Annotated in this window: 7 protein-coding genes, 1 tRNA gene and 1 pseudogene; 8 read left to right on the top strand and 1 reads right to left on the bottom strand. The window is 47.4% G+C overall.

Translation table 11 applies throughout. The features are described 5' to 3' along the window. Window positions 1–84 precede the first annotated feature (84 nt). From dsbG to A7K98_RS02585, 4 genes and pseudogenes are all read left to right on the top strand, one after another. Window positions 85–837, top strand: coding sequence for a thiol:disulfide interchange protein DsbG (dsbG, locus tag A7K98_RS02600; protein WP_087487157.1), 753 nt, complete (start codon window positions 85–87; stop codon window positions 835–837). 167 nt (window positions 838–1,004) lie between these two features. After that, a pseudogene (locus A7K98_RS02595) lies at window positions 1,005–1,300 on the top strand (transposase); the annotation flags it as partial. 428 nt (window positions 1,301–1,728) lie between these two features. Further along, entirely contained in the window at window positions 1,729–7,419 is a 5,691-nt protein-coding gene (gene hhe, locus A7K98_RS02590) for a DUF4011 domain-containing anti-phage protein Hhe (protein ID WP_087487155.1), read from the top strand. A 318-nt stretch (window positions 7,420–7,737) separates the two neighbouring features. Continuing rightward, window positions 7,738–8,226: a DUF6998 domain-containing protein gene (locus A7K98_RS02585; RefSeq protein ID WP_198361134.1), complete on the top strand. Its 489-nt coding sequence runs from the start codon at window positions 7,738–7,740 to the stop codon at window positions 8,224–8,226. Between the two features lie 367 nt (window positions 8,227–8,593). On the opposite strand, the gene A7K98_RS02580 is transcribed toward A7K98_RS02585, so the two are convergent. After that, window positions 8,594–8,669 (bottom strand) — tRNA-Ile (locus A7K98_RS02580). 258 nt (window positions 8,670–8,927) lie between these two features. On the opposite strand from A7K98_RS02580, the gene A7K98_RS02575 reads away from it, so the two are divergent. The 4 genes from A7K98_RS02575 (at window position 8,928) to A7K98_RS02560 (ending at window position 12,285) form a co-directional block, all read left to right on the top strand. Then, the gene (locus A7K98_RS02575; RefSeq protein ID WP_087487154.1) at window positions 8,928–9,320 is read left to right on the top strand and encodes a phosphate-starvation-inducible protein PsiE; all 393 of its coding nucleotides are present in this window, start codon (window positions 8,928–8,930) and stop codon (window positions 9,318–9,320) included. A 172-nt stretch (window positions 9,321–9,492) separates the two neighbouring features. After that, window positions 9,493–10,260 (top strand): DNA-binding transcriptional repressor DeoR, encoded by a 768-nt coding sequence (deoR, locus tag A7K98_RS02570; protein WP_087487153.1) that lies wholly within the window; start codon window positions 9,493–9,495, stop codon window positions 10,258–10,260. A gap of 32 nt (window positions 10,261–10,292) precedes the next feature. After that, window positions 10,293–11,411, top strand: coding sequence for a M20 family metallopeptidase (locus tag A7K98_RS02565; RefSeq protein ID WP_087487152.1), 1,119 nt, complete (start codon window positions 10,293–10,295; stop codon window positions 11,409–11,411). A gap of 79 nt (window positions 11,412–11,490) precedes the next feature. After that, complete coding sequence (locus A7K98_RS02560; protein WP_087487151.1) at window positions 11,491–12,285, top strand: deaminated glutathione amidase; 795 nt, start codon at window positions 11,491–11,493, stop codon at window positions 12,283–12,285. Window positions 12,286–12,292 lie beyond the last annotated feature (7 nt).

Below are 12,292 nucleotides of genomic sequence, written 5' to 3'. Positions count from 1 at the left end.
ACAAGCACAGCGATGCCGGATTGACGAATGACAGCGCATTCGCTGAACAACTGGCCGATACACAGCCTGTTTTAAGGAAAACGGATGAAAGTATTAGTGTTTATTCTTAGCCTGTTCTGCTGCTACGCCATGGCTGATGACAATATTCCAGCGGCGGTGAAAGCCTTCGAAAAACAGGGTATTAAAATCATCAGACAGGTCAAAATGCCAGGCGGGATGCCGGTGTGGCTGGGAGAATATCAGGGGACAGGGATCACCATTTTTATGGCACCCGACGGTAAGCATGCAATCTCCGGTTTCCTGTATGACGACAAGGGCAATAATTTAAGCCAGCAGCTGTTCACCAAAGAGTTGTATGCACCTCAGGGCAGAAAATTTTGGCAGGCAATGAAGAACGCCCATCCGATCACCGAAGGTAAGTCATCGGCAGCAAGACAGATCTTTGTGTTCGCCGATCCCTACTGCCCGTACTGTAAGGAATTTTGGGCAGCTGCTCAGCCGTGGATTAGCGCCGGTAAAATACAGCTGAATACCCTGCTGGTTGCGATTCTTAACCCCAAAAGTGGCCAGGTAGCTTCAGGCATTCTCAGTAGCAGTAATCCTGCCAGTGCCTGGCATGACTATGAACTGTCTGGCGGTAAGAAAACACCACCCCCGCTCACAGCCACTCCCCCGGGGATTGCAGGACAACTGCAATTTAACCAACAGCTGATGGATCAACTAGGCGCCAACGGCACTCCGGCCATCTACTACATGAATGATAATAATGAGTTACAGCAGGTTATTGGTATGCCGGATAAAGACCAACTGACCAGTATCTTTGGACCACTGAATTAATCATAACCTACCTTTTGCTGCGAGTGACCCGCCCGCAGCCTCTGCAGGCATACTGAGGAGTCAAAAGCTGTTAGTAGGCGATGCTACTGTAAGTATCCCTGCAAAAAGAACCATTCACTTTTAGAGATCTTCGGACATACTGAATAGGTTCCCTGAAGGAGATCACTATGCGTAAGGCCCGGTTTTCTGAACACCAGATTATCGCCGTTCTGAAGTCTGTTGAAGCCGGCCGAACGGTGAAGGATGTCTGCCGCGAGGCCGCAATTTCAGAAGCCAACTATGACAACCGGAAAGCAAAATATGGCGGAATGGAAGCTTCTGATATCCGCAAAATCAAAGATCTGGAAGACGAGAACCGGCGTCTTAAACAGATGTTCGCTGATCTGAGTCTGGAATGTCGTGCCCTTAAAGACGTTATCGAAAAAAAGCTTTAAAACCAGTGATAAAGCGTAGTTTCACCTCCTGGAAGATCTGAGTCATGACACCCCAGCCTGCATCTTTGATAGCCGGAAAGATAAATTTGGTAATGATGTCGGTTTCGGTCAGATTGCTTTTATTCAAGTCAGCCATAGCGTCCGGCGCTCACCAAAGGGAATGGAATTTAGCTGATTTTTACACAAAACAAGTGATGCGTTAACGATTGTTAATGGTTTTTTGTCTCTGTTCAGAAATTTATACTTGTGCCTGATGCCAATAACACACGTTTATAACGATAATCCCCCCTTCTGGCCGCATAAAAACCAAAACACCCTGGCAATATTGCCATATGTAAAACGAAGGGTATGATTCCAATTCATCATTTTTATGAATGTAGCTGCGGGTCTGCGTTAATAAGGGCCGATAAACCATAATTAATTACGCAGTGAAATCATTAATTATTAAGGACACATGATGTCTGAACCTCTTCATAGCACAACGGATGCTTCAGAAGCTTATGTTCTCAAATCACTTGAGGATATGCGTCGTAAGCTATTAGATCTCACCGCGCGCAACAGATTGCTTAATTTTCCGATCGATAAAAAACACTCTTCGCTGCGTATTATCAACGAATTACCAGACCAGCTTTATCAGACCCTGGCAGGCGATCAGGTGATGCAGTTTGCGCCAGTGCCTGATCCGACGAAAGCTCAGCTTCAGGAACAGGGTTATCTGGGCAAAGATGATCAACAGTCAGAAGTCAGCCTTAAGCCAGGACCAGATGCTAAATCCTGGGCCGGTAGGCTGGGTTTCAAAACTGATTTTGAACTGTTTACTGAGGCTCTGCCTAATGTCTCTGACGATGAGTATCTACTGATAACGAAAGCCAGAAATGCTATTGAGCAGTATCTCAAAGACAACAATGGTCAACTGTCGGGTATTCGCAAGACCAAACCAGATTTAGGTTTACCTGCAGAAAAACTTGATGTGTTGATTCAAAAGCTTGGGTATAAAGATCTCGGTGATTTTGAAAGAGAAACTAAGGCCGGAAAGCCGCTAAAATCGTCCAGTGTCCAGACTTATTTGACAGATAATGAGATCCAAACACTACACTTTCCTGCAGAGTTGGAAGCCTTATTGCGTTCAATTCATGGTAAAGCGCAAACCGCTATTGAGGAAACCGGAGCAGGTATCCTCTATCTGGCTCTGGGATTTCTGGAGTGGTATGAATCTGATGACTCCAACAAGGCAAGATATGCGCCGCTGTTTACCATTCCGGTAACTCTTGAAAGAGGGAAATTAGACCCGGAAGCGGGACTTTATCGCTACCATCTGAGCTATACCGGTGAAGATATTCTGCCTAATTTGTCACTCAGAGAAAAATTACAGAGTGATTTTGGTCTCGCTCTGCCAGCACTTGATGAAAGTATGCTTCCTGAAGCTTATTTCCAACAGGTTCAGGCCATGATTGGGAAAAATAAACCTCGCTGGTCAGTTCGTCGTTATGGTGCTTTAAGCTTACTTAATTTCAGCAAAATGCTGATGTATATCGACCTTGATCCTGCACGCTGGCCTTCTGGCGAAAAAAATATTGCTCATCATGAAGTGATAAAACGTCTTTTCACTTCACAGTCGGGAGAAGAAGGAACATCGGGCGTCTCAACTGAATACATGATTGATGAGATTGACCAAATCCATAAGCAGTTCCCGCTGATTGACGATGCCGATAGCTCTCAACACAGTGCGTTAGTTGATGCGGTTATGGGTAAAAATCTTGTGATTGAAGGTCCTCCGGGTACCGGTAAGTCACAAACCATAACTAATCTAATCTCAGCCGCCATTTTAAACGGAAAAAAAGTCCTGTTTGTCGCTGAAAAGCTTGCCGCACTGGAAGTGGTTAAAACACGCTTAGACAAAGCGGGTTTGGGAGACTTTTGCCTGGAGCTGCATAGTCATAAATCCCATAAACGCAAAGTGTTAGACGAAATTCAGAAGCGTATCAATAACAGTTCCCTGAATACTGCGCCTGCCAATATTGATGCGGAGATTGCGCGTTATGAAGAGCTAAAAAATGATTTAAATACTTATGCCCGCGAAATTAATCAGCCCTGGGAAAGCACAGGTATCACTATTCATAAAATTTTGACCGGGGCTGCGCGTTATCGTCGAATGCTCAATATCGAACCGCAGGACTTGCATATTGAAGGGCTCTCAGGGCAAAAGCTTGACCATATTGCTCAACTGAGACTAAAGGATCAGGTCGATTCATTTGTTAAGGTAGTTAGTGAATTTCGTGCTCAGGTTGGGGAACATGCGCAGCTTTCTGACCACCCATGGTATGGGGTCAATAATCTTGAAATTCAGTTATTTGACAGCAACAGGATCGTTGCTGGTTTGCAGCAGTGGCAAGCTGCTTTAACAACGTGGCAAAACTGCCTGAATGATTTTCTTGAAAAATATGCATTATCTAAGGAACAGCTAACGACTCTCACCTTGCAGCAGCAATTGGTGGATGACTCTGCTCTTCTTCCTGTGTTGTCAGAATCACTTAATTTCAGTGCATTCAAACGACTGGATGAAGAAAATAAGTACCAGTTAAAGACGTGGCTACAAGATTTTGAGGTTGTTCAGTCAGCCTATGAAGAAATGGTTAATTATCTGGTCGCGGATAAACTGAAAGCCCTGGAAGGTTCTGTAGTAATCCCTGAATTTGCAGATATTCATAAAGCGTTTGGCATCCCTGAAAATAATTCACTGGGTGACGTCGCCAGATTAATTCTCTCTATTGAGCAATTGAATTCGGCTTTCGAGCATCACTGGACGCAGCTTTCAGACTTAATGGTTTCACTGCCCGCAGTTATGTCCTCAAAAATGAATTCTGACCTCCAGGGGTTTAAACATATTGTTGAGCTGATCGAACTAGCCGGTGAAATTTCGCCAGAGCTGCTTAAGCATCGTCATGAGCGATTTGATGATGATGAAATTGACGGAGTTTTAGACAAACTGGCAGGGCATATCACCCCATTGCTCAGTACTCGCGAAGCATTAAAGGTTCACTTTAAACTCAATTCCTTACCTGATGAAGAAGAACTGAAAAATATTGAGTCAGAGCTTGCACGTTCGGGTATGTTTAGTTGGTTGAGTGGCTCATGGCGGCAGGCTAAACAATCATTATTGAATTTATCTCAGGGGGTAAATGTTCCCTGGAAAACGCTTTTCCAGCATTTACCCCAATTGCGTCAGTATATGGCCGGTAGTCTGGCGTTAGAACAAGCTAATTTCAGTCGTGAGTTAGGAGATTGCTATCAAGGCATCGATACACCGCTCGATAATCTGCAGAAGCTAAGAAAGTGGTACAAAAATGTCAGATCAACATGGGGAGTCGGTTTTGGTCCCAATGTGGCTTTAGGCAGCGCTTTGCTGACTCTGGATAGCCAATTGATAAAAGGTATCCATCAACTCAGGCTCCAGGGAGTAGCGGATAATATCAATGCCAGCATTAGCAAATTATCCGAACTTTATCTGCTGCTACCCAATATCGAAGCCTTAAAAGATGCCGACATGGCTATGGTGGGCGATAACACTGGATTAAAGGTTACCCGGGAGAAGCTTGTTGGCGCATTGTCACCACTGCAACAATGGTTCAGGCATGAGGCTATGTCATTACGGGATGCCAAAGATAAAGCAGTTTTGCTACATGAATTGCAGCAGGTGCAAACTCAACTTAAAGCTAAATCTTTGCCTGAGGAATTATTTGATCCACAGGAGCAGTTATATTTTGGTTTTCAAAAGAAAAACGATTATGCACTCTCGGTAATACTAGGCACTTTGGCGTTTGACGATGCGATACAGCAGGCGATTAAATCTGAAGATCTGATTGGCGTTATCAAAAGCCTTGAGGAAAAAAAACAGTTGAACGGTCTCTATGAAGACTTAAGCCGCTTTAACACACTGTGGAAAAATCACCTGTCTCAACGGGAACAGTTTGTCGCTGAGACTCAGCTAGATATTGAGCAGTGGCAGTTCCGCTGCAACGATAGTTTAGGCGACCTGATTGCTCGTAATGATGAGGCTATTGCCAAACCCCGTTGGCTTAATGGCTGGCTCAACTTTAACCGTGTTGCTAAGGGAATAAGCGAACAGGGTCTGCAAAGTATTCAAAATGCCGTGTTTAGCCGAATGTTACCGATTGAGCAGGTCGAAACTGGCTTGATGATGACGATTTACGATCAGTTAGCTCGTGAGGTGGTGGCTGCACATCCACATCTGGTACGTATTTCCGGTAACCAACGGTCTGTTTCTCAACAAACCTTCCGAATATACGACAAGAAACTGAAGTCATTACAGCGTCAGAGAATCGCTTCAACTATTGCCCGTAACCAGATACCGCAGGGAAGTTCAGGCGGGAAAAAGTCAGAATATACTGAGCTTGCGCTGATTAAAAATGAACTCGGCAAAAAAATGCGCCATATTCCTATCCGCCAGCTCATTAATCGCGCCGGGAGAGCATTAATCCAGCTCAAACCCTGCTTTATGATGGGGCCAATGTCGGCAGCTAATTATCTTCAGCCCGGAGAAATTGAGTTTGATCTGGTCGTCATGGATGAAGCCTCCCAGGTCAAACCTGAAGATGCTCTGGGTGTGATTGCGCGGGGTAAACAAATCGTGGTGGTGGGCGACCCCAAACAGTTACCACCAACCAGTTTCTTCGACCGGGCTGATTCTGATGATGACGAAGATGAAGATACGGCCGCGGTTAGCCTGACGGACAGTATTCTCGATGCCTCATTGCCCTTGTTCCCGATGCGCCGTCTGCGTTGGCACTACCGTTCTCAGCATGAAGATTTGATTGCTTATTCTAATCGTAATTTTTATGACAGCGACCTGGTAGTCTTCCCTTCTCCCAATGCCCAATCAGAGGAGTATGGGATCAAATTTTCCTATGTAAAGAATGGCCGTTTTGTTAATCAGCACAATATAGAAGAAGCCCGGGTTATCGCTTTAGCCGTGGCTCAGCATGCGGAAAAGTATCCGCAGCAGTCATTGGGTGTCGTGGCAATGAACTCCAAACAGCGTGACCAAATAGAGCGGGCGGTTGATGAACTTTGTCGTGAGAATCCACAAATGGAAGTGGCGATTGGCAAGCTCAGAACTCATGCCGACCCGCTGTTTATTAAAAACCTGGAGAATGTTCAGGGTGATGAGCGAGACGTTATATTCATCTCCTTTACCTATGGGCCTGGAGAGGCAGGTGGACGCGTATTTCAACGCTTTGGACCTATCAACTCTGATGTGGGCTGGCGCCGCTTAAATGTGCTTTTCACGCGTTCCCGTAAACGCATGCACGTATTCAGCTCAATGCATGCTGATGATATTCAGGTCGCAGAGAGTACCAAACGAGGTGTTAAAGCTTTACGCGGTTTCCTGCATTTTGCTGAAAAGGGCAACATGGATGGCGTGGGTATTTCTACAGGCAAGGCCCCGGATAGTGATTTCGAGATCTCAGTTATTGAAGCCTTGAAAATAGCTGGTTTTGACTGCGAGCCTCAGGTAGGGGTTGCAGGCTTCTTTATTGATATTGCCGTGCGGGATCCGGGTAAACCTGGTCGTTATCTGATGGGGATTGAGTGTGATGGCGCAACCTATCATTCAGCCAAATCAGCCCGTGACCGTGACCGTTTGCGACAAGAGGTTTTGGAACGCTTAGGTTGGAAAATTTCCCGTATATGGTCAACAGACTGGTTCAGTAATCCCGATGAAGTTCTTGGACCTATTATCCGGGAGTTGAATCAACTCAAAACACCAATTACGGCTGCATCAGTCATAGTTGAAGAGCAGTTCTCTGATGTATTGGTTGATGATAAAAGTGATAAAGCCAAGGGTATTACCGGTTATAACGATATTTCCGAGTCTTTGCATTCTCGTCTGGAACGGTTTGCTCAGGAAATAATTGCAGCTGAGTTTCCTGATGTTTCCTCAGAGCATCGTTTATTGAGACAATCAATGATTGAAGCTCTGGTCGAGCACCAGCCTCTTTCTAAATCCGAATTTGTTGAACGCATTCCTAAATACTTACGAGATGCCACGGAACCGCAAGAATCCAGAATGTTCCTTGATACGGTTCTCGAAATTATTGACGGGCATACTGTGATGGTGGATTTTTAATAACGTTATGGGGGGCCAGGGGGAACTCTGGCCTACAGCTAACCACTGCACTAATCCTGAGTTGGCATGTTATCAGCGTTCAACAGTGATCTTGCACAGCCTCTGACTAAAAGTTTACTCAGGTTTATCCGGTCTATATCAACATTTACCATCAACTCATAAGATATTTATCTTAATAATTTTTATCACCAATACTACGGCTCGCATTCGTGATAAACAGCTGGTTAACGTTCATATATAGCCCCCAGAAGTGATTTTAGAATACAGGGCATTTTCTATGCGTTGTTTTAAGCATTTTGACTTATCAAGGATGTTCTTATGGCCTTAACTCAGTTTCAAATTATCCAGTCTCTCGGCAAAAATCTCGAATGGCTTCAGCAGGAACTGTCATGGGGAGTCGCGGCTCAGGAGCTAACGCACTTAACTGGCCGTATAGGTGAACTTTATACCGCCATGTTTACCTACGGGCAGATGGCACCCGAAAACAACCAAAGAGGATATGACGTAATTAGCGCCGGAGGTGAAAGAATTTCAGTTAAAACAATCACCACCAGCAGCCATGTCAGTTTTAATAAATCAACTTTGCAATTTGTTTACCGCATTGTGATTTTAAGAATAAACATTAATGCCCTTGAAATTGACATTCTGGTGGATGATCTTCTTGAAGCAGTGATTCCACAGATGCGAGATAAGGGGAACCTGTATAGTTTTTACACCCGGGAAAGAGCACCAGGCCGTGGAATTCGACCTTTGGACGAGATGGAAGTAATCAATGAAGTTCGGTTTGGAAAATATACTGTAACTTAACAGTATGAAAACAGTACGATTGCTGTCCTTGATGACGGAGAACAAGTATCTATTGTTAAACCTATTCTTCGTCAAATAGCCGCTGAGCTGAATGTAAGCCTGCTAAATAGTGCTGGAGCCGAGAAAAATACCCGCCAACTGGGGGACCATATTATTAAGGTAATACAGGCAACTCATAATGAATAGATTTTGAATTTATGGGCAGCTCTTAGTGGTTAAGCGAGCCAGATAGTGTGTTGAATGGCCAATAGAAGCAATGATGGCGTCCCAAAGCCAGGGATTGGGCAATTACATCATCCACTCCATTAGCTGTAAGCCAGAAAACAAAAGGACCCAGCTTATTTCTAAGCTAAGTCCCTGATAATTCTGGTGGCCCCTCCCCGGTTTGAACGGGGGACCAAGCGATTATGAGTCGCCTGCTCTAACCACTGAGCTAAGGGGCCTTTGAGTGGCGGGGATTATAAGGTATCTGTGGCTGCTTATCCAGCATTCGGGGTTTAGTTGCTGTTTTTTACAGCAATCACCGCAACTTTAGCTGGCAAGTCCATGCAGGCGCTGTGATGGCCGACAGCCGGTTAGTCACAGGGGCAGTCTGCCCTGCAATAGCTGGTAGCAGTAATTTTTCCCCTGAGAGAATAAATTTTTATAAAATCAATCTGCTGTGGCGCTATAAATGCCAGTTTTAATTGCGGAGATTGAAGATGAAGTTCCCCGGAAGTATCCATTCGATGGTAGAAAAAGGCGGGTTAGTGATTATCCTGCTGTCGACTATCTTTGCCTCACTCAGTCATGTGGTGAGCATGGTGATCGACAGGCATATTACGGTCAGCGATATTTTACTGCTGTTTATGTATCTGGAATTTATTTCCATGACAGAAACCTACTGGAAAATGGGTCAGTTGCCGGTACGTATGCCGCTGTATATTGCGATGGTCGGCATTGCGCGCCATCTGATGACCGAACCCAGTGATATTCGCCCGCAGGATATTGTCTGGTACTCACTGGCTATTGTGCTACTTGGCGTGGCAGTACTGATTGTCCGCTACGGCCATATTAAGTTCCCGTACAAGAAAGCCGAAGACGAAGAGACCTGACAGACCTTGCTTATCCTGCCGAAGTTTGCCGGCAGGATCACCTTCCTGCCTGATAATCAAAAATTTTCTCCCGACCAGTACCATTTGTACTCCCCGCCGTAACCTGCGCATAATCCTGAAAGATAATGTTTGATTAACCTTACTACCGCTGATCATCAGGACTGACAGAGTTATGGAAACAAAACGCGAAGAACGCATACAAATCCTGTTGCAGGAAATCAGAGTTTCGGAACGCATCCATCTGAATAATGCTGCAGAATTGCTGGGGGTTTCGGGGATGACGATTCGCCGCGATCTCAGTCATTATCCGCAACAGCTGTTGCTGCTGGGCGGTTATATTGTCAGCGCGACCCGCCAGGAACCGGAACGCTACTTTATTTCGGACCAGCAAAACCAGCATACAGAGCAAAAACAGCAAATAGCGTTGCTGGCAGCCTCGTTGGTTGGCAAGGACGATACGGTATTTTTTGACTGCGGCACCACTACCGCGCGGATTGTCTCTGCGATTGATGCAGCACTGCCGTTCACTGCGCTTTGTGCATCAATGAATACCTTTCTGGCCTTACAGGAAAAACCAGCCTGTCGCGTTATCCTGAGTGGCGGAGAGTTTCATCCTGATAATGCGATTTTCACCCCGGTGGGGCTGCATCAGATGCTGGAAGATTTTTGCCCGACATTAGCATTTATCTCTGCGGCCGGGCTGGATGAGCAGCAAGGGGCAACCTGTTTTAATGTTAATGAATTGCCAATGAAACACCGTGCATTACAGCGTGCCCGCCGTAAAGTGCTGGTGATGGACAGCAGCAAATTTGGCAAAGTGCTGCCTGCCCGGGTCGCGGGTATAGAAGCGTTTGAAGCTCTGATTACAGACCGTCCTTTACCGGCAGAACTGGCACGACAACTGGCTGAGTTCGGTGTTAACGTAATCACTCCCCCCTGACCCGCTACGGCGGATATTTTTAGGAGATCCGGATGGACAGCCCTGCCCTGCAACTAACCCGCCAGCTGTTAGGATTTAACACTATAAACCCGCCGGGCGACGAACAAGCCTGTATGACTTTTCTGGCAGACTGGCTGGAGCAACAGGGGTTTCAGGTCACACTGTACCCGTTCGGTGAAAAGCGGTTTAACCTGATAGCCAGCCTGCCGGGGCATGGGCCCAGAGCACCACTCGCTTTTACCGGCCATCTGGATACCGTTCCGCTGGGCAACAGTGAGTGGCTGTATGACCCGTTTGGTGCGGATGTCTGCGACGGACGGGTTTACGGACGCGGCTCCAGTGATATGAAAGCTGCCGTTGCGGCCTTTATCCATGCCTGTCTTGGTCAGCGCGAGGCTATCTCAGCCGGCTCCGGGGTAGTGTTACTGCTGACCGGCGGTGAAGAAACCGGCTGTGATGGTGCCAGAGCACTGATGGAGCAGGTAACTTTACCGGAAGTTGGTGCGCTGATCGTCGGCGAACCAACAGCGAACTATCCGGTTCTGGGGCATAAAGGTGCATTATGGCTGCGTTGTGAAACCCGTGGTAAAACCGCCCACGGCGCAATGCCGGAGCTGGGCATCAATGCCATCTATCTGGCTGCGGATGCACTGCAAAAAATTCAGCACTTTCAGGTGGGCCCTGATCATCCGCTGATGCGTAAGCCAACGCTCAATGTCGGGCGAATCAGTGGCGGGCTAAATATTAATTCAGTGCCGGACAGCACCAGTTTTGACGTCGATATTCGTACTGCCCCCAATCTGCAACATGCCGATATCTGCCAGCGCCTGCACGATTATCTGGGAGATAGCGTACTAATGACTTCACTGGTCGATCTGCCTGCGGTACTGAGTGATGCAGAGTGGCCCTGGGTGCAGAAGGTCTGCGAACTGTCCCGGCCATATCATGACCAGCCACCGGAACCCCGGATTGTGCCCTATTTCACCGATGCCTCACTGCTATTACCGGCACTGAATCATCCTCCCTGTCTGATCCTGGGGCCCGGAGAACCGTCGATGGCTCACCAGACCGACGAATATTGTGAACTGGAAAAACTGGCGCAGGCCGAAACGCTGTACGCCGGGATCATCGCTGACTGGATGCAGGGTTAAATTCCCTGCCACCCGGCTATGGCTCCGTTATGCGGATTTCTCTATGATAAAATAAATTCGCGCGATACAGGACAGGGTTATGAAAGTTGCACTCGGGCAGTTTGCCGTCAGCCGTGACTGGCAGGAAAATGCCACAGTTTGTCAGACACTGATGCAGCAGGCCTCTGCCGCCGGGGCCGATTTGCTGGTGATGCCGGAAGCAATTCTTGCCAGAGATAATACTCAGCCGGGTTATGTTATTGATGCAGCTCAGCCGGAAGACGGCCCGTTTCTGCAAAGCCTGCTGGCTGCCAGCCGTGGTAGTCATCTCACGACCATTTTTACCCAGCATGTGCCTGCCGCCGACCACCGAGCGGTAAATACCCTGTTTGCCTTGCGTCACGGGGACATTGTCGCGCGCTACCAGAAACTGCATCTGTACGATGCCTTTGCGGTGCAGGAGTCAGCGAGGGTCGATGCCGGTCAGCAGGTGCCGCCACTGATTGAGGTCGCCGGTTTGCAGGTCGGCCTGATGATCTGTTATGACGTGCGTTTTCCGGAACTGGCACGCCGTCTGGCACTGGACGGAGCCGATGTGCTGGTCCTGCCATCCGCCTGGCTGCGCGGGCCGCTGAAGGAACGGCACTGGGAACTGCTGACCACCACCCGGGCACTGGAAAATACCTGTTATATGGTCGCGGTGGGTGAATGTGGCCCCAAAAATATCGGTAACAGCCTGGTGGCTGATCCGTTAGGAGTCATCATTGCCAGTGCCGGAGAAGCCCCGGGACTCCTGTTTGCCGATATCGATCCACAACGATTAAGTTATGCCAGACAGATCGTTCCGGTGCTGGAAAATCGTCGTTTTTCCACCCCGCAACTCAGCGCCGACTAGCCGTTCA

The sequence above is a fragment of the Tatumella citrea genome, from assembly GCF_002163585.1.
In the GTDB taxonomy this organism is placed as follows: Bacteria; Pseudomonadota; Gammaproteobacteria; order Enterobacterales; family Enterobacteriaceae; genus Tatumella; species Tatumella citrea.
This window is presented reverse-complemented; position numbering and strand designations above follow the sequence as displayed.

Coding starts and splice junctions, on each gene's coding strand:
- dsbG (WP_087487157.1), top strand. CDS start 85: ATGAAAGTATTAGTGTTTATTCTTAGCCTGTTCTGCTGCTACGCCATG.
- hhe (WP_087487155.1), top strand. CDS start 1,729: ATGTCTGAACCTCTTCATAGCACAACGGATGCTTCAGAAGCTTATGTT.
- A7K98_RS02585 (WP_198361134.1), top strand. CDS start 7,738: ATGGCCTTAACTCAGTTTCAAATTATCCAGTCTCTCGGCAAAAATCTC.
- A7K98_RS02575 (WP_087487154.1), top strand. CDS start 8,928: ATGAAGTTCCCCGGAAGTATCCATTCGATGGTAGAAAAAGGCGGGTTA.
- deoR (WP_087487153.1), top strand. CDS start 9,493: ATGGAAACAAAACGCGAAGAACGCATACAAATCCTGTTGCAGGAAATC.
- A7K98_RS02565 (WP_087487152.1), top strand. CDS start 10,293: ATGGACAGCCCTGCCCTGCAACTAACCCGCCAGCTGTTAGGATTTAAC.
- A7K98_RS02560 (WP_087487151.1), top strand. CDS start 11,491: ATGAAAGTTGCACTCGGGCAGTTTGCCGTCAGCCGTGACTGGCAGGAA.